Source organism: Frondihabitans sp. Leaf304 (assembly GCF_001423105.1).
GTDB lineage: Bacteria > Actinomycetota > Actinomycetes > Actinomycetales > Microbacteriaceae > Frondihabitans.
On sequence record NZ_LMNV01000002.1, the window covers coordinates 1,911,060 to 1,928,823 of the forward strand.

The following is a 17,764-nucleotide window of genomic DNA, read 5'->3' on the forward strand; positions in this document are numbered from 1 at the left end:
GTTTATTTAGCAAAGCTAATTTGTTAGGCTAACCATCGATGTCTGACACGAATACGGGTGCCCTGCGCACCGTTCCCCACGCCCAGCTGGCGACCGACGTGCGCCAGGGCGTGCTCCGTCTCTCGCGGCGACTCCGGCAGCAGAAGGCCGACACGCACGTGAGCGACGCGCAGATGGCCGCGCTCGGATTCCTGCTGCAGAACGAGCCGCTCACGATCGGCGCCCTGAGCGAACACGAGGGCGTCACTCCCCCGTCGATGAACCGCACCGTCAACGCCCTCGTCGAACTCGGCTTCGTCGAGCGCAGCGCCCACGCCGACGACCGCCGCAAGGTGATGCTCTGCACGACCCCCGTCGGCGCGAACTTCGTGCTCGAGACCCGGCGACGCCGCGACGAGTGGCTCGTGCCGCGGCTCGCGAAACTCAGCCCCGACGAGCGGCGCACACTGGCCGAAGCGACTCGCATCCTCCGTGAGCTGGGTCGCTCGTGAGCGCCATGTTCCGCTCGCTGAGCCTCTTCAACTACCGTCTCTGGTTCGGTGGCGCGCTCGTGTCGAACACCGGCACGTGGATGCAGTCCACCGCCCAAGACTGGATCGTGCTCACCGAGCTCACCGACCACAACGCCACGGCGCTCGGCATCACGATGGCGCTGCAGTTTCTGCCGCCGATCCTGCTGATCCCGATCACGGGCCTCATCGCCGACCGCTACGACCGCCGCCGCATGCTGATGTTCACGCAGGGCGCCCTCGGCACACTCGGCCTCGCCCTCGGCCTCCTCGTCATCACCGGCGTCGTCCAGCTCTGGATGGTCTGGGGCTTCGCCCTCCTGCTCGGCATCGTGCAGGCGATCGACGCGCCCATCCGCCAGAGCTTCGTCTCGGAGCTCGTGCCGCCCGAGCACCTGTCGAACGCGGTCTCGCTCAACTCGGCATCGTTCAACGGCGCGCGTCTCGTCGGCCCCGCGGTCGCCGGCGTGCTCATCGCGACAGTCGGGTCGGGCTGGGTCTTCGTGATCAACGCGGCGTCGTTCCTGGCCGTGCTCGCCTCGCTGCGTTTCATCCGCGTGAACCAGCTCCAGTTCAAGCCGAAGCTCAAGCGCGCGAAAGGCCAGATCAAAGAGGGCTTCCGTTACGTGCGGGGGCGCCCCGACCTCGTCGTCGTGTTCGTGATGATCTTCATCATCGGTACCTTCGGCATGAACTTCCCGATCTTCACGTCGACCATGGCGACACAGGCGTTCGGAGTCGGAGCCAGCGGGTTCGGCCTGCTGACCTCGGCGGTGGCGGTGGGTTCGCTGACGGGGGCCCTCCTCTCGGCCCGGCGTGAGCGGCCGCGGATGCGGATCCTCGTGCTCGCCGCGATCTCGTTCGGCGTCACCTGCACCGTCGCCGCACTCATGCCGACCTACTGGAGCTTCGCCGCGGTGCTCGTGGCCGTGGGGCTCTCGTCGATCACGCTGATGACCACCGCCAACGGCACCGTGCAGCTCGGCGCCGCCCCCGAGATGCGCGGGCGCGTGATGGCGCTCTACATGGCGATCTTCACCGGCGGCACCCCGATCGGCGCTCCGATCGTCGGCTGGGTCGCGAACACGTTCGGCCCGCGGGCCGCGATCGGCGTCGGAGCGGGCGCCGGGTTCGCGGCGGCCGCCGTCGCGATCGTGTGGCTGGTGCGGCAGCAGCACCTGAGGCTTCGTCACGACGAGGGGCTGCACTTCAGGATCCGGCACGACGGCGACGGCCTCCCGGCCACGGCCTCCATCACTTTGCCGGCGGAGCCCGCCCGCCGCTGAGGCTGGCCTTTAGGGCGCCTCGGGTTGCCTGGCCCCGAGTGAGCTCCCGCGAGTGCCGCCCAATGCGCTCGGCGGGCCCGCGCCGGCGGCATTAGGCGGCACTCAGGGTTGAGCCCCGCTCCGGTGAGCGCCGGCGCCCCCGCGAGTGCCGCCGAATGCACTCGGCGGGCCCGGGCCGGCGGCATTAGGCGGCACTCGCGAGCCCGACCCTGCCGCCGCCGCACGGCCGGGGCTTCCGCGGCGCGGCAACTGCGCCTACAGTGCACGCATGACGATCGCTCACGTCAGGATCCGCCCCACCCGAGCACAGCCCCCCGTCGCGAAGGAGCGGCCCATGCGCAAGGCACGCCTCATCGGCACGGTTGCCGGCGTCAGCCTGGCGATCGGCGCCGGCCTCGCGATCTGGGCTTCGCAGACGCTCGGGGCCCAGGGTGCCTGGTCGCCGAAGGGCGTCGCCTCTGGCCATCTCGACTTCATCGTGGCCGTCGTGCTGCTCGTCGGAGTCGCCCTGCTCATCGCGGGCTTCATCATCGCTCTCGCCGCGGTGGCCGAGGCCTGGTCGGAAGCCCAGCGAACGGCCCGCGAGCCCGCCCCGGATCCCGCCCGGGTGCCAGCCGAGCAGCCGACGCACCCCCGATCGGCCAAATAACCCCCAGATGCCACCCCGAAAACGACCAAACCGGGGTGCCTCACCGGCCGCGGGCGGGAGCCCGCGGGAGCCCAGGCGAGCAACCGGCCAGCGCGGGCAACCTAAGCTCGACGGCATGACACTCTTGCGAGCCGGCCTGGCCGTTGCGACCTCCGCCGTGCTGCTCGTCACGATGGGATGCGCCTCGCCGAGTGCGAACACGCGGTCGTCGGATCCTGCGGTCGCTTCCACCGCGACCCGCACGCTGCCCCCGACGAAGGGCACCTTCGACTACCAGCTCGGAGGGTCGTACACCCCCGCGAAAGGTGTCACCGTCGTGACGCGCGACAGCACCTCGACGCCCGCGAAGGGCGTCTACTCGATCTGCTACGTCAACGGATTCCAGACGCAGCCGGGGTCGAGCTGGCCGAGCAACCTCATTCTGAAGAACAAGGCGGGCAAGCCGATCGTCGATCCGGGCTGGCCCGACGAGCGCATCATCGACATCTCGACGGCCGCCAAGCGGACCGCCGCGAGCAAGCGCATCAACACCATGACCGACTCGTGCGCGGCCAAGGGCTTCCGGGCCGTGGAGTTCGACAACCTCGACTCGTACTCCCGGTCGAAGGGCAGGCTGACGCTGTCGAAGTCGATCGCGTTCGCGAAGCTCCTGGTGAAGCACACCCACGCGAAGGGTCTGGCGGCGAGCCAGAAGAACACCGGTGAGCTGGGCTCCCGCGGCAAGACGTCGATCGGCTTCGACTTCGTCACCACCGAGGAGTGCGACGTCTACAGCGAGTGCGGCTCGTTCACGAAGGTCTACGGCACGCACGTGCTCGACGTCGAATACACCGACGACCTCCGCGGCACGTTCGCTCAGGTCTGCGCTCGCAAAGACACCCCGCCGCAGACGATCCTCCGCGATCGAGACCTGACGACCCCGAAGAGCAAGGCGTACGTCTACCAGACCTGCTAACCGTCCCGGCGCCCCTACGCCTCGCGGGTGATCTCGACCGTCACGAAGAGTTTCGACGCACCCGAGCCGCCGTAGACACCGCGCAACGGCGGCACGTCGTTGTAGTCGCGTCCGTGCCCGACGACGACGTGGCGCTCTCCGATGTCGATGAGGTTCGTTGGGTCGTACCCGGACCAGGATCCGCAGAAGTACTCCACCCACGCGTGCGATTCGCCGGTCACAGTCTCGCGGAGCTCCGCGGTGGGCTTGGGGTGCAGGTAGCCCGAGACGTACCGCGCCGGGATCCCCGCCGACCGCAATGCGCCCAGCGTGATGTGCGCGATGTCTTGGCAGACCCCGGCCTTCGCCTCCCAGGCCTCGGCCGCGGTCGACTTCACGTTCGTGACGCCCCGCAGATACGACACCCGATCGCCGATCTCCTCGCAGATGCGGAGGGCGGCGTCGCAGGGGGCGTTCGTCGCCGCGACGACGTCGGCGGCGAGGGCCGCCACCTCGGCCGGCGGCTCGGTGAGGGGCGTCTGCTCGAGCTGCTCGACGAACTCGGCCGATCGCGCGGCCGCCGTCTCGAGGTCGGCCCACGACAGGTCGTGCGGCAGGTGCGGCGTGCCACGGACCTCGATGAGCGAGGTCGCCGAGAGCGAGAGCTCGGTGTGCGGCTGCAGCACCTCGAACGACGAAACGCGCGTTCCCCAGTAGTCGAGGTACTCGTGCGCGCCCGAGTTCGGCTCGATGCGCAGGTGCGACGAGAGCACGAACTGCGTCTCGGTCGACGCCGGCAGCATGCGGGCCTCGTTATAGCTGGCCTTCGCCTCACCGAGGTACTGGAACCCGGTGACGTGGCGAATCCGAAGCCGGCTCACGAGCGCTCTCCCACCCAGGTCGGAGCGGCGGAGGTCGGGAAGTACCGCTGGCGGATCGCCTCCGACGCGGCGGAGGTGGCGGCCTGGACGGCGTCCATGTGCTTCGGCAGATCGTCGAGGATCTCGGCGATCGGCTTGTATTCGAGCTCGGACCGCATCTGTCCCAGGATCCTGACCCCGGTACCCGACGACGAGGTGCGCGCGGTGCCGGGCTCGACCTCGCGCAGGCAGTTCTCGGCGCGCGAGATGGCGAACAGCACCGACCGCGGGAAGAGGCGGTCGAGCAGCAGGAACTCGGCGGCATTGCGCGCGCTCGGCACCCCGCGGTAGGTGCGGAGGTACGCCTCATAGGCGCCGACCGAGCGAAGGATCGTCGTCCACGACGGGCCCGACGCCTCGGTCAGGGTGCGCGTGGCCAGCAGGCGGGCGGTCATGTCGGCACGCTCGATCGAGCGCCCCAGCGTGAAGAACTGCCAGACCTCGTCGCGGCTCGTCGCCGACTCGATGATGCCGACGGCGAGTGCCGACCGTTCGCGCACCCAGGCAAAGAAGTCGCTGACCTTCTCGCTCGACACCTTGCGCGGCATCCGGGCCCGGGTCGTGTTGAGGCACTCCCACAGCTCCGTCGAGACGATCTCGCGGGCACGCCGGGCGTTCTCGCGAGCGGCGCCGAGCGAGAACGCGATCGAGGCCGGGTTGTGCCGGTCGACCGCGAGCATCGTCAGCACGTCGGCCCGGGTGAGCGCGGTGTCGTCGGGGGCCTCCGAACCCATCACCGAGAGGAGCGACCGGCACGCGGCGTCCTCTTCGATCCACGGGTCTTCGAGCAGCAACTGCAGATGGACGTCGAGGATCCGGGCGGTCCCGTCTGCCCGCTCGATGTACCTTCCGATCCAGAACAGGCTCTCGGCGATGCGGCTCAGCATGATGTCTCTTCCGTGTCAGACAGCTGACGTTGCTGTTGTTGGTGTTCCTGCTGCTGCTGCGACTGCTGGTCGCGTTTCGGGTCGTCGGCAGGCGACTGGTCGGGAACGTGCTCGGCGGCGACGATCGGGATCGACGAGGTCTGCGTAGCCTGCTCGCTGACGAGCTCGCCGACGTTGTGACCGCCGGTCCAGGTGCCGGCATCGAGGCCGACCACCCAGGTGTCTTTCGAGCCGCCGCCCTGGCTGGAGTTGACGACGAGCTGCCCCTCCGGCAGCGCGACACGGGTGAGACCGCCGGGGAGCACCCAGATGTCGTCGCCGTCGTTGACCGCGAACGGCCGGAGGTCGGCGTGCCGCGGGCGGAGCCCTTCGTCGACGAGCGTGGGAATCGTCGACAGCTGCACCACCGGCTGCGCGATCCACCCACGAGGGTCTTTGAGCAGGCGACCGCGCAGGTCGTCGAGTTCGGCCTTCGACGCGGCGGGCCCGACGACGAGCCCCTTTCCGCCCGAGCCGTCGACCGGCTTGACCACGAGCTCGTCGAGCCGGTCGAGCACCTCTTCGAGGGCTCCCGAGTCTTCGAGCCGCCAGGTGTCGACGTTCGGCAGGATCGCGTCTTCGCCGAGGTAGTAGCGGATCAAGTCCGGCAGGTACGTGTAGACGAGCTTGTCGTCGGCGACCCCGTTGCCCACCGCGTTGGCGATGGTCACGGTGCCGAGGCGCGCCGCCATGAGCAGGCCGGGCGAACCCAGCACCGAGTCGGCGCGGAACTGCAGCGGGTCGAGGAATTCGTCGTCGACGCGGCGGTAGATCACGTCGACGCGTTGCGGCCCCGCGGTCGTCCGCATCCAGACGCGCCCGCCGGAGCAGTAGAGGTCGCGGCCCTCGACGAGTTCGACACCCATCAGGCGAGCGAGAAGGGTGTGCTCGTAGTACGCCGAGTTGAAGACTCCGGGGGTGAGAACGACGACGGTAGGATCCTCGACTCCCGTCGGTGCGCTCTTCCGCAGCGCATGCAGCAGTCGGTTCGGGTAGTCGCCCACCGGGCGGACCCGCATGGAGACGAAGAGCTCGGGAAGCGTCTGGGCCATCACCCGCCGGTTCGAGATGACGTAGCTGACACCGCTCGGCACCCGCACGTTGTCTTCGAGTACGCGCCACGCACCCGCCTCGTCGCGGATGAGATCGATGCCCGAGACCTGGATCCTCACGCCGTTCGCCGGGTCGATGCCCGCGGCCTGACGGTGGAAGTGACTCGACGAGGTGATGAGCGACGCCGGGATCACGCCGTCGGCAACGCACCGCTGGGCTCCGTAGACGTCGGCGAGGAACGCCTCGAGCGCCCGCACCCGCTGCTTGATGCCGCGCTCGACGGTGAGCCACTCGGCCTGCTCGATCACGCGCGGAACCGCGTCGAGCGGGAACGGCCGCTCCTCGCCGGCGAAGTCGAAGGTCACGCCCTGAGCGAGGTATGAGTCGGCGAGGGCGGCTGTCCGGCCACGGAGTTCGTCCTGCGTCATGCTCTCGAGAGCGGCATGGATCTCGCGGTACATACTGCGCGGATGCCCGGCCCCCTGGAACATCTCGTCCCATGCCGGTGATGAGCGGCGGCGGGTGTCTCGGCGTGCGACACCGGCGTAACCGTCGAAGAGGTCTCCCATGTCTCGAACCTAGGGGCCCGCTGTTGCGGGAGTGTTTCGAACAGTGGGCGGGGGCGTGACGCCGCCTTCGACCGAGGCCGGCCTTGTACCCCGAAAAACTGACACCTGAGAACCTGCAAATGCGCTGTGGACTAGCGTTTCCTCAGTATTCGGGCAATCTCGAGTGCACGAGGCCCTCCGGCTTCGTCAGTCCATCTGGGAGGACACATAATGCGACCGAAATTCGTAGTAATCATCATCATCGCTTTCTTCGCCTACCTGCTGGGCGCGAAAGCCGGTACGTCTCGTTACAAAGAGATCACCAGCGCCTTCACCGGCGTCTGGAACGACCCCAAGGTCAAGAAGGCCCGCAAGCAGGCGAAGAAAGACGTCGCCAAGGGCCGCAAGATCGCTGCGAAGAAAGCCAAAAAGCGCTTCGCGTAACTCCTCACCTACCGGTGACAGCAACCCCACTTAGAAAGAGAGCACCATCGTGAGCTTCCTCGGATTCATTCTTCTCGGCCTCATCTGCGGCGCCATCGCCCGTGCCATCCTCCCGGGCCGTCAGGCTGGCGGCTGGATCGCCACCCTCGTCCTCGGAGTCATCGGCGCCCTCCTCGGCGGCTGGCTCGGCGGACTCATCTTCAACATCGGCTACGACGGCTTCTTCTCGATCAAGAGCTGGGCTATCGCCATCGTCGGATCGCTCATCGTGCTCGTCATCTACGGCGCGATCACCGGCCGCAAGGGCAGCCGCGCGTAGTTCGCGCCGCTCGCCGAAGGGCGCCGTCACCTCTCGAGGTGGCGGCGCCCTTCGCCGTTTCATGGCCCGGTGGATCGGCGACATCGCGTAAATCGGCCAATATCACAGCGCCGCGGCGCGCGAGATTGGCCGATTCACGTCGGCTTGCTACGAGCCGTCAGCCCACCAGGCCGAGCGAGACCTCCCACAGGCGGTCGGCCGAGTCGGAGTCGAGCGCATACGACTTCACGCCGACGCCGGGCTTCGCCTCGTCGAACGGCACCGCCTCGTTGGCGTCTTCGAAGTAGCGGCCGCTGACACCCGCGACGAGCGGCGACGCGGCGACCAGCACCGACGTCGATGCGCCCTGCTCGGTCGACTTGAACGCCGGGTTCGGCTTGCCCTCGGCGTCGAGCCAGCCCCGACGGGTGAATTCGGCAGGATCCATGTGCCGCTGCAGGTTCGTCATGATGCCACCCGGGTGCACGGCGTTGGCCGTGATCCCGTCGTCGGCCCATCGGCTGCCGGCACCGACCGCGAACAGCACGTTCGCCGTCTTCGACTGCCCGTAGCCGAGCCACGGGTCGTACTCGCGCGCCTCGAAGGCGAGGTCGTCGAATACGACGTCGGAGTAGTGGTGCCCGGTCGACGACAGCGAGACGATACGTGCTCCGTCCGAGGCCGCGGCGAGCGAGTCGTGCAGCGCGAGGGCGAGCGCGAAGTGCCCCAGGTGGTTGTTGGCGAACTGCAGCTCCCAGCCCTCCGGCGTGCGGGTCAGGGGTGTCGCCATAATGCCGGCGTTGTTCACGAGGATGTCAAGCGGAGCGTCGTAGGCGTCGGCGAAGGCGCGCAGGGTGTCGCGCTTCTGCAGGTCGAGGTAGGCGGCGTGAACCCTGTCGGAGCCGGTGGTGCCGCGAATGTCGGCGACCGCGTCGGATCCTGCGCTCTCGTTGCGGACGGCGAGCGTCACGTCGGCGCCGGCTCCCGCGAGCGCGCGAGCCGTCTCGAGCCCGATGCCCGAGGCGCCGCCGGTGACGACGGCTCGCTTGCCGGTGAGGTCGACTCGGTCGGTGATGCTGCCGTCGAGGATCTCGGCGGCCGTGGTCTTTGCCCCGAAGGGCGTGGTGAGACGTGTCATGCCCACAACGCTACGCCTGCCCCTCAGGCACCTGCAGACGCCCTGAGACGCAGCGCCGCTCGCGGGCACAGCCCCACCGCCTGCTTTGCGGGGCCGACGAGCTCGCGCGGCACAGTCACGTCCGATCCTGCTGCGGCGAGCGGGTAGCCCCACTCGTCGCGGGTCAGCAGCTCCGGCAGCAGTTCGGTGCAGAGCCCCCGCCCGTCGCAGAGGGTCCAGTCGATGTGGAGCGACGCGTCGCTGCTCGAGGAGGCATCCCGGCTCATCGCCGCACCTCGCAGCGCCCTTGCAGGTGCGCCTGCACGTCGTCGGCGAACACGGTGAGCGTGCTCAGCACGAGCCGTGCGGTGCCGTCGGGGTGATGGCAGGATCCGCGACCGGCCACCACGCGGGCCAGGCGTTTGATCTCGGCGGGCAGCCACTCGGCCCGGTCGCGCCGCGCCAGTCGCCGCAACACATCGGCGAGACGTGGCAAGCCGTTGGCGCAGGGGCCGCACTGTTTGGCCGACTGCCCGGCGAGGTACTTCACGATCTCGGCGGAGGCGTCGAGGCCGCAGCGGTGCGGGCCGAGGACCATCAGGATCCCGGCGCCCGGTGCCGCTCCGAACGGCCGCAGGCCGGAGGGTGAGAGCGATGTCGCCACTGCGGTGCCGGGCACCCAGGCGCCGTGGTAGCCGCCGACCAGCACCGCGCCGATCCCCGGGGGCCGGGCGCCGGCAGACACCAGCGGATCGAGGAGCGGCATTCCGGCAGCCACCTCGTATACCCGGGGGCTCGGCACATCGCCGCTGACCGAGACGAGGCGGGTGCCCGGATCCTCGTCGGTGCCGCGGGAGCGGAACCAGGTCGCCCCGAAACGCGCCAGCAGAGCGAGGTGGGCGAGGGTCTCGACATTCTGCACCAGGGTCGGCGCGCCGCCGAGGCCGCTCTCGCTGAGGCGCACGATACGGTCACGCGGGATGGCCCGGCCCCCGCCGACCGCGCTCACGACGGCGGAAGCCTCGCCCGAGAGGAAGGTCTCGGGGGCCGTAACGAGTCGGATGCGCTCGGCGTCGGTGCGCTCGGCGATGGCACGGGTGACGTACTCGAGGCTGCGCGTCGGGGCATACAGGACGACGTCCGATGCGCGGACCGACGTCGCGGCGAGCAGGAGGCCGTCGATCACGAGATGCGGGGCACCGGCGAGAAGGGTCTCGTCTTTGCGGCTGAGCGGCTCACCCTCGGCGCCGTTCGCGATGACGACGGGGCCGCCTCGCGTCGCGGAGCTGCGGCGGCCGGTGCCAGTGCCAAAGCCGCGGCTGCCGGGGCCGGTGCCGCCAGCGCGGGTGCCCCCGAACGACGCGTCGCGCACGGCGACCAGCTTGCGCCAGGTCGGAAAGGCGGCGCCGCCGCGGCCGGCCAGACCCGATGCCTCGAGCTCGGCCAGCAGATGGCCCTCGTCGACGGCGCCCGGCATCGGGCCGAACACGGCACGGTGCGAGCGGAAGTCGCTGGCCCCGGCGGCGAAGAGGCGACTGACGCCGGTCGGGCCGGCGATGCTGGTGGTGATGGGCTGGGTCAAGGTCATGAGATCCCTCCGGATCGGACGGGCGAGGCGACGCGGACGCCGCGGAACTCGATGAAGCGGGTGGTGAGACGCCAGGCGACGGCGGCTGCGACCAGGGCGACGGAGACTCCGGCGAGCGCCAGGAACCAACCGTCGGTGCCGTTCGTGCCGTTGCCGATGGCGTGTGCAAGGGCGATGGGCCAGAGCGCGTAGGTGGACCAGTGCACCGCCCGGAACACCCGGTTGCCGATGCGGTGGCGGAGCAGGCCGGTAGCGACGATCACGAACACCAGGTCGAACGCGAGCGTGCCGAGGCCCTGCCACACGGGGCGGTACTCGCCGAAGAACGGAACGATCGTGTCGAGCAGGGTGAGCTGCGCATACGGGTCGAACAGCAGGCTGACGATGTGCACGACGAGAAGGAGAGTCGCAGCCAGCGACACGTTGCGGTGCACCAGGGTGACGGCGAAGCGCGGCAGACCCGGCAGAGGCCGGCCCGAGCGGGTCACGACACCGAGCAGCACCGAGACGGTGAACAGCACGAGTGAGGCGACTCCCGTGCCTCGGCCGAGAGCCCAGAGTGCGTCTTCCATCTCAGCCCGCCCGACGGAACAGGGCAGGCGCCGGCTCGCGCTCGTCGTCGGGCCAGCCGTTGAGGTGGACCACGTTGCCACGGGCGTCGACCAGTCGGGCCGGCGTCTGCTCGTCGCGGAGGAACTCCACCGCCCTGCGACCGCGGACGATCGCCGCGGTCGACAGGGTGTTCGCCCGCAGGCAGTCGTGCGCCGCGACGGTCACACTTCGCCAGACGGCCGGGGCGGGAAGACCGAGCCGAGGGTCGAGGATGTGGTGCACCTGACGGCCGTCGTGCACCCAGCGTCGCTTCTGTGTGCTCGACGTCGCGACGGCGAAGCCGTCCGCCAGGGTGATGCGAGTCTCGGGGTCGCGGTCGAGATCGCGGACCGTGATCTGCCAGCCGTCGTCGCGCGAGCGACCAGCAGTCGCCAGGTCGCCGCCGAGGCTGACCAGCACGCCGCAGTGCAGCTCGTCGGCGATGGCCGTTGCACACAGGTCGGCCGCAATTGCCTTCGCTGTGGCCCCGAGGTCGAGCCTCAGGTCGTCGGGGACGGTCAGCACCCGGTCGACCAGTCGGATCCTGCGCCAGCCCGGTTCGCGCGGCGTCGCGACCGACATCGAGAACGAGGCCTCGTCACCGTGCTGCGCATGCGGCAGCAGGCACACGTCTCGGTCGTAGCCGAGTCCGTCGAGCACACCGCCGAGGGTCGGATCGACGTCGCCGAAGGTCGAGCGCGCGGCGAACAGTGCCCGGTCGACGAGGGCGGCGAGCATGTCGCTGACCTCGATGCCCTCGGATGCCCGTCCGCCGATCTGCCGCAGCTCGGAGTCGTCACGGAACCGGCTGCACGCCATCTCGACATCGACGAGGATCCGATCGGCGATCCGTCGAGCCCTGTTCAGCGCCGTCGCGTCGGTCACCACGATGCGGGCCGTCGTGCTCCAGATGGGCCAGTCCATGGTCGCGTTCAGGGCGGTGGCGCGGGTGGGGGTGAGCTGCTCGTTCATGCGGGAGTCCTTCCGTCGCGGACTCCCACTCTCACCGGCCGGCCTATGCGCTCTCAGTCCAGTTCCGATGCCGTGGCCATGAGGTTTCTGGACGCTTGCTGATGGGCGAGAAGTCAGGATCCGGTGGACGTCGCGTCGGACGATCCGCTCGACGTTCCGCCAGTGACCGGCGTCGTCGTGGTCGTCGAGCTGCTGTCGGTGGAGTCGCTGCTGCTCGTGCCGCTGCTGCTGTCGGTGCCGCTCCTGTCGGTGCTGCCGTCCGTGGCGCTCGTGTCGCTACTACTGCTGGACGTGTCGGTCGGCTCGGTCGTCGCGGTGCTGCCGCTCGTGTCGGTCGACTCGGTCGTGCTTGTCGCTGCCGCGTCGGCTTTTTCGTCGTTGCTCTGGTTCCAGACCGCGATGCCGGTGACGGCCGCGATTGCGATGCCGATGCCGCCGACGGCCGCGGTGACGGCGCGGGCGCCGCGGATCCCCTTCTGCCTGATGTTCATGAGTGCACCCTTCGTTGAAATGTCAACGATCAGTGCCCGACCTCTCCCCCTGCTTGGCATCCCCTTGGGGTCGCCCATGAGGCGTGGTGTCGACTCAGACCCGGGCGGGCTCCCGCTGCCATAGCGTCACCAGGCCGCGGGCGTTGCGCGCCATGGCCAGGTAGTGTCCGACGACTCCGAGCACGAACGACGCGAACCCGACCCCGACGAGCACGTCGTGCGCCCCGCTCACGGCCTCGCCGAACAGCAGCAGGAACAGCCCGGTGAACAGCAGCGCCGTCCGCACCTTTCCGACTTTCGAGACGCGCACATCGGGCGCTCCACCGAACGCGACGACGGCCCACGCCCCCGACAGCAGGTCGGGAATGAGCAGGATCAGCACCAGCTGCCACGGCACGATGTTCGACGCCGCAAACGCGGCGACCACGAAGACGACGGTCAGACGGTCGGCCACCGGGTCGAGCCAGGCGCCGAGATTCGACATCTGGTTGAAGCGGCGCGCGATGAACCCGTCGACGAAGTCGGTGAGGAACACGACGAGCAGCGTGACGATCGCGGCCCAGAACTGATGCGCGACGAGCAGCACTCCGAAGAGCGGCAACAAAAGGATCCGCACGGCCGAGATCACATTGGGCAGCGTGCGCCAGTTGTCCTCGTGGAACAGCCGCTGCAGCAGACTCGATCCACCCTCGGCGTTCGGGCTCGCCCCGGCGAACGACGAGTCGCCGAGCACGCGGCGGATGTCGCCGGCGGGAAGCCGCACGACCACCGTTCGCACCGCCAGGTACACGATGCCGACAGCGACGAGCACGGCCATGACGAACCACGCGCCCACGCCGAGATACGGCCGCACGATCGGGAACGACGCGCGTGCGAGCACTCCCACGCCGACGTAGAGCAGCGCCCAGGCGACCGAGGCCACGACGCTCGCTCGGACGAACCGCGCCGGTGCGATGCCCGACGCGCCAGCGACCGCAGGAGCGAGCGCCCGCGGCACGGGCACGAGCCGCGACAGCTGCACGGCGATCGGGCCGTGGCGTCTCAGCGACGAGACGGCGACATCCCAGTGCTGCGCGCCGAGGCGGGCGACGACCGCGGAGTCGCGGGCACCGGCGGCACCACGGGTGCGCCCGAACCGGAAGCCAACGACGTCGCCGACGACCCGGGCGACGACAACAGCGATGACCAGCCCGAGGATCCCAGGGACGGTCGCCGTGCCGCTCGCCGCAACGATCACTATCGGCCCGGCCGGAACGAACAGGAGGAGCCCCACCCCCGACTCCAGGAACGCCGCGACGACGGCGACCGCGAGGGCGATGCCGAAGGGCAGCACCGCGCGGGAGTCTCCCAGCCAGTCGACGATATTCACGTCGACCATTCTCTCTTCCCCGGGCGGTGCCCGCCGACCGCCCGGACGCGAATGGCTGGCGCTAGTTTCCTTCCGACAAGCGATCTCGTCCAAGCTCCTCCCTGGACCCTGGACCCTGGGCTGGCCTGGAACCTTGGGGCTGGACGATGCGACACTCCTCGCCGAGGAGTAAGGGGTTGGGACTTCTGTGGGGCGCAGTTTTCGTACCCCGTTTTGTACCCTATGGGTCTTATACGTCGCTGCTCACTCGTGTGCAAGTATTGCTAAAAACCCTGATAAACCACTAGTTTCTGCTATTTACACTGCTGGTGTGGCGTATCTTCGATGTACCCCCTGAAGCATTCGGGTCTTCGGGGAAGCGGGACCGCCATTGGGTTGCGGTTGCGTCTGTTCGGGCGGAACAGCCCCTTGGGTAGGGATCTGTTCCCCCGACCAGAATCTTCTCGTCGATGCACGTGCCCCGAGCGGCATGTCCACGCGTCGACCCGCCAGCACTTCGCTTCACATTGCGATGGGGGGATTGCCCGCAGACGGCCCATATGCTGGTTTTCACGTCACGGGGCTGCGCCCGTCGCCGTCGGTGGGCTCGCGAGAAGCGTGTCGAGCAGCCCCTGAATAATGTCGTTGATGTCGACACCTTCCGGGTCGTACAGCCACTGAATCTGTGCGCCATCCTGGGCCGCGATGAGTGTCCGGGCCGCCTCGTCCGGTTTCACGCCAGGAAGGAGGAGCCCGAGTTGCTGCAGGGCTTGAAACTCCGTCGTCATGTTGAGGACGATCCGTTCGTACCGGGCCCGGAACTGCTCGTGCAGGGGGTGACTGACGTTGGTCGCATCCACAGAAGTGCGAGCGAAGAGCGCTATGAGGCCGGGCACCGACTCGTTGTGCAGGGTGAGCCTGCGATAGAACTCCCGAAAGTCACGACGAGGAGCGGACGCGTCGACGAGGCGGTAGACCTGTTGCTCCCGTTCTTCCAGAACGGCCTCGAGGAGCACCTCTTTCGACTCGAAGTGGTGGAGCAGGGTGGCATGGTTGACACCGGCGCCGGCGGCGATTTCGCGGATGCTGGTGCCGAAAAACCCCTGGGAGCCGAAGAGGTTGCCCGCCGTGGCGATGATGTGAGCGCGAGTATGGGCCCCACGCCGGTTGGTCGGTGGACCACTTCGATGCACGGCAGCGTTGGGACGAGAAACGGTCACCCCCTGAGTGTAGGAGGTGACCGTTCTCAGCCCAGCGGGCGTCGTGCCATCGTTCTAGCGGAGGACCGCCACCGCCTGCTGGCGGATATCGGCGGAAGACGAGCCAATGCTAACGGTGGTCTTTCCCGTGGGAGTTACCCAGACGTTCTTCGCTGAGTTCCAGTACGCGAACGCTCGTGCATTGAGCTTGACCGTGATCGTCTTGGACTGACCGGGACGCAGGGTGACCTTTGCGAAGCCCGCGAGCTTCTGCGGTGACGTCGCGACCGTCTTCGACGGCAGCGTGCCGACATACACCTGCGCGGTCTCGGTGCCCGTGCGGGTGCCGGAGTTCGTCACTCGAACCTTCGCCGTGACCGATGCAGGCGCGCCTCGGGTGACAGTCTTCTTCGAGGTCGCGACCGCGAACTTGCTGTAGCCGAACTTCGTGTAGCTCAGACCGGTGCCGAATGCGAACTGCGGGGCGATCTTGGCAGCGCGGTACGCCTGGTAGCCGATGTTGACTCCGTCGACCGTAGCCGTCCTGTCGAGTCCGGGGAACGAGGCCGGTGCCGAAGTCGGAGTCGCCGCGTCGTTCTTGGCGAACGTGACCGGCAGCTTGCCCGACGGGTTGACGTCTCCGAAGAGGACGCGAGCGATCGCGGTGCCCTGCTCTTGTCCGCCGTACCAAGCCTCGAGGACGGACGGTACCGACGCGAGCCACGGCATGTTGACGGAGCCGCTTGTCGTCAGGACGACGACGGTGCGGGGGTTCGCCTTCGTGACGGCCGCGATGAGCGCGTCTTGCTCGTTCGCCAGGGTCAAGGTCTTCTTGTCGCGACCCTCGCCGACGTAGTCGCGGGCGAAGACGACCGCCACGGAGGCTGCCTTCGCAGCGGCGACAGCCTTTGCGACCGCGGGAACGACGACCTGTGACGGGTGAGTCCAGGTCATGACGAGATCGGCCGAGCTCTCCTGGTCGGGGTCGGTGGCGTCATTGGTGTATTCGACGCGCAGCTCGTGCGCCTCGCCCTTGGCCAGGCGCAGGGTTGCGCCCGTGTCGGTGCGAACCGCGTGAGGATCGGACCCGTCGATGATCTGCTTTCCGTCGAGGAACAGGCTCGAGCTGCCGAAGCCGGTCAGCGACAGGGTGTAGGCACCATCGGCAGGGGCGGTGATGGTCCCCGTCCAGCGCGCCGACAGCGGGCCGCCGAAGTTGTAACCCGGAACGGCGGGCACAGACGATCCATAGAGCCCGGGAATCGCGAGGAAGCCGGCACTGAGCGCGACCTGCTTGTCGGTGCGAGTCACGTTGGGGGTTCCCGAGGTGTCTCGGCCGAACCAGTATTCGGCCTTGAGCCCGGAGGCCGTCGGGTCGGACGCGGGGGCCATCACAGACGACGGAACCGCGGCGCCACTCAAGGAGTGAGCCGGGCCAACCGGGTCGGTACCCGGCGTGAACGAGACGACCGCCGAGGATCCTAGACGCTTCTTGATTCCGGCGAGCGGAGTCACCGAGGCGGTCGGCTTCACGACCGAGCTGCCGCCGCCGGTGGCGAGGGCGTCGGCGTCAGCACCGATCACGGCGACCGACTTCGTCTTGGCCGGGTTGAGGGGCAGGACGGCAGCGCGCGATGCGGTGCCCTTCACGGCGCTGTTCTTCAGGAGAACCGCGGACTTCTCGGCGATCTGCCTCGCCGCGGCGCGGTCTGCGCTCACGGTCAGAGGGCTGGTGCCGACGGGTCGGTCGAAGGATCCCATCGCGAACATCGTCCGGAGAACACGGTGGACCTTGTCATCGACCGTGGCGCGAGACACCTGGCCGTTGTTCACGGCGTCGATGAGAGGCTGACCGAAGTAGCCGGCGGCAGGGAACTCGACATCGAGGCCGGAGTTCGCGGCGGCGACGGTGCTGTGAGCTGCGCCGTAGTCCGTCTGAATGAACCCCTTGAAGCCGTAGCTCTTCTTGAGAATGTCGAAGACCTCGGCGCTCTCGCAGGCGTAGACGGTGTTGACCTTGTTGAAGGAGCACATGGCCGAGCCGACGCCGGCCTTGATCGACGCCTCGATGGGTGCCAGATACGTCTCGCGAAGAGCTCGCTCGCTGACGGTGACGTTTCCGCCGTTGAGTCGACTGGTCTCTTCGTTGTAGACGGCGGGATGCTTGATGGTCGCGACCACGTCGTGAGACTGCACCGCCTTGATCTCCGGTCCGATGAGCGCGGAGGCGAGGGCGGGGTCTTCACCGAGCGCCTCGAACTGACGGCCCCAGCGAGGATCCCGGACGAGGTCGCCGGTCGGCCCAAGGAGTCCGTTCTGGCCGGTTGCCCGTACCTCCTTGCCGAGCACGTCGCCGTACGCCGATGCCATGGCGGTGTCCCAGGTCGCACCGAGGGCGATCGGGGCGGGAAGAGCGGTCGCCTTACCGTCGTTCGTCGCCGCGTTCGTGACGCGGACGCCCGATCCTGCGTCCGTCAGAAGCAGTGCGGGGATGCCGAGCCGGGCGAGAGGGGCGATGTAGAACGCCGTCTCTCCGCTGAACTCACCGTGCAGTCGGGAGACCTTCTCCTCGAGGGTCATCTTGGCCATGAGGAGGTCTGCCCGCTTGTCGGCGGACAGCTTGCGGTTCATCCAGGTGCCGTCGACGGGAGCCACCTCGGTGATGCGGCCGGACCCGTTGCGAATGGCCTTCTCGGCCTTCGCGGCGTTGGCCGCGCGGCCCTGTGCGGCATGAGCGGGGGCGTGGGCGGGAGCAGCCTGCACGGCGGAAGCGCCGCCGAAGGTGCCGACGAGCACCAGCGCGCAGGTTGTCGCGGTGGCCGCCAGCAGCGACCTCCGCTTTTTTTCGTGAGCCAAGAAAGAGGCCTTTCGGGAGGTGTAAATGTCGCCTG

18 protein-coding genes are annotated in these 17,764 nt (G+C 68.6%); 6 read left to right on the forward strand and 12 right to left on the reverse strand.

What is annotated here, in order from left to right; all coding sequences use genetic code 11:
- Positions 1-38 precede the first annotated feature (38 nt).
- The 4 genes from ASF54_RS08635 to ASF54_RS08650 all read left to right on the forward strand — a co-directional run bounded on the left by ASF54_RS08635 (position 39) and on the right by ASF54_RS08650 (position 3,399).
- Positions 39-491, forward strand: a complete 453-nt coding sequence (locus ASF54_RS08635; protein WP_055960924.1) for a MarR family winged helix-turn-helix transcriptional regulator — start codon at positions 39-41, stop codon at positions 489-491.
- Entirely contained in the window at positions 488-1,795 is a 1,308-nt protein-coding gene (locus ASF54_RS08640) for an MFS transporter (protein WP_084816052.1), read from the forward strand. The genes ASF54_RS08635 and ASF54_RS08640 overlap by 4 nt, the downstream gene beginning before the upstream one ends.
- 268 nt (positions 1,796-2,063) lie before the next feature.
- Positions 2,064-2,444, forward strand: a complete 381-nt coding sequence (locus ASF54_RS08645) for a DUF6479 family protein (protein ID WP_157510088.1) — start codon at positions 2,064-2,066, stop codon at positions 2,442-2,444.
- 115 nt (positions 2,445-2,559) lie between these two features.
- The gene (locus ASF54_RS08650) at positions 2,560-3,399 is read left to right on the forward strand and encodes an endo alpha-1,4 polygalactosaminidase (protein WP_055960928.1); all 840 of its coding nucleotides are present in this window, start codon (positions 2,560-2,562) and stop codon (positions 3,397-3,399) included.
- A gap of 14 nt (positions 3,400-3,413) precedes the next feature.
- Here ASF54_RS08650 and ASF54_RS08655 read toward each other — a convergent pair whose 3' ends face one another.
- The 3 genes from ASF54_RS08655 to ASF54_RS08665 are packed head-to-tail and all read right to left on the reverse strand — an operon-like array spanning position 3,414 to position 6,846.
- Positions 3,414-4,259: a transglutaminase family protein gene (locus ASF54_RS08655; RefSeq protein WP_055960930.1), complete on the reverse strand. Its 846-nt coding sequence runs from the start codon at positions 4,257-4,259 to the stop codon at positions 3,414-3,416.
- On the reverse strand, positions 4,256-5,185 hold the full coding sequence (locus tag ASF54_RS08660; protein ID WP_055960931.1) for an alpha-E domain-containing protein: 930 nt from the start codon (positions 5,183-5,185) through the stop codon (positions 4,256-4,258). The genes ASF54_RS08655 and ASF54_RS08660 overlap by 4 nt, the downstream gene beginning before the upstream one ends.
- Positions 5,179-6,846, reverse strand: coding sequence for a circularly permuted type 2 ATP-grasp protein (locus ASF54_RS08665; protein WP_055960933.1), 1,668 nt, complete (start codon positions 6,844-6,846; stop codon positions 5,179-5,181). Before ASF54_RS08665 ends, ASF54_RS08660 begins: the two co-directional genes overlap by 7 nt.
- A gap of 210 nt (positions 6,847-7,056) precedes the next feature.
- Between ASF54_RS08665 and ASF54_RS08670 the strand changes: the two genes are divergently transcribed.
- Both ASF54_RS08670 and ASF54_RS08675 read left to right on the forward strand, forming a co-directional pair.
- The gene (locus ASF54_RS08670) at positions 7,057-7,269 is read left to right on the forward strand and encodes a hypothetical protein (RefSeq protein ID WP_055960935.1); all 213 of its coding nucleotides are present in this window, start codon (positions 7,057-7,059) and stop codon (positions 7,267-7,269) included.
- Positions 7,270-7,318: 49 nt separating this feature from the next.
- Complete coding sequence (locus ASF54_RS08675) at positions 7,319-7,588, forward strand: GlsB/YeaQ/YmgE family stress response membrane protein (protein WP_055960937.1); 270 nt, start codon at positions 7,319-7,321, stop codon at positions 7,586-7,588.
- 157 nt (positions 7,589-7,745) lie between these two features.
- Here the strand turns inward: ASF54_RS08675 and ASF54_RS08680 are convergent, their stop codons facing one another.
- The 9 genes from ASF54_RS08680 to ASF54_RS08720 form a co-directional block, all read right to left on the reverse strand.
- Complete coding sequence (locus tag ASF54_RS08680) at positions 7,746-8,705, reverse strand: SDR family NAD(P)-dependent oxidoreductase (protein WP_055960939.1); 960 nt, start codon at positions 8,703-8,705, stop codon at positions 7,746-7,748.
- Between the two features lie 23 nt (positions 8,706-8,728).
- Positions 8,729-8,971: a ferredoxin gene (locus tag ASF54_RS08685; protein WP_055960941.1), complete on the reverse strand. Its 243-nt coding sequence runs from the start codon at positions 8,969-8,971 to the stop codon at positions 8,729-8,731.
- Positions 8,968-10,272 carry an NADH-ubiquinone oxidoreductase-F iron-sulfur binding region domain-containing protein gene (locus ASF54_RS08690; RefSeq protein ID WP_055960943.1) on the reverse strand — a complete coding sequence of 435 codons (1,305 nt, stop codon included), beginning with the start codon at positions 10,270-10,272 and terminating at the stop codon, positions 8,968-8,970. The genes ASF54_RS08685 and ASF54_RS08690 overlap by 4 nt, the downstream gene beginning before the upstream one ends.
- Positions 10,269-10,844, reverse strand: coding sequence for a ferric reductase-like transmembrane domain-containing protein (locus ASF54_RS08695; RefSeq protein WP_055960945.1), 576 nt, complete (start codon positions 10,842-10,844; stop codon positions 10,269-10,271). Before ASF54_RS08695 ends, ASF54_RS08690 begins: the two co-directional genes overlap by 4 nt.
- Position 10,845: 1 nt before the next feature.
- The gene (locus ASF54_RS08700) at positions 10,846-11,835 is read right to left on the reverse strand and encodes an FAD:protein FMN transferase (protein WP_055960947.1); all 990 of its coding nucleotides are present in this window, start codon (positions 11,833-11,835) and stop codon (positions 10,846-10,848) included.
- A gap of 113 nt (positions 11,836-11,948) precedes the next feature.
- The gene (locus tag ASF54_RS08705) at positions 11,949-12,326 is read right to left on the reverse strand and encodes a hypothetical protein (protein WP_055960949.1); all 378 of its coding nucleotides are present in this window, start codon (positions 12,324-12,326) and stop codon (positions 11,949-11,951) included.
- A 94-nt stretch (positions 12,327-12,420) separates the two neighbouring features.
- Entirely contained in the window at positions 12,421-13,704 is a 1,284-nt protein-coding gene (locus ASF54_RS08710; protein ID WP_055960951.1) for a CDP-alcohol phosphatidyltransferase family protein, read from the reverse strand.
- Positions 13,705-14,249: 545 nt separating this feature from the next.
- Positions 14,250-14,894: a TetR/AcrR family transcriptional regulator gene (locus tag ASF54_RS08715; RefSeq protein ID WP_055960953.1), complete on the reverse strand. Its 645-nt coding sequence runs from the start codon at positions 14,892-14,894 to the stop codon at positions 14,250-14,252.
- Positions 14,895-14,948: 54 nt separating this feature from the next.
- Complete coding sequence (locus tag ASF54_RS08720) at positions 14,949-17,729, reverse strand: glycoside hydrolase family 3 protein (protein WP_157510089.1); 2,781 nt, start codon at positions 17,727-17,729, stop codon at positions 14,949-14,951.
- Positions 17,730-17,764: the final 35 nt, after the last annotated feature.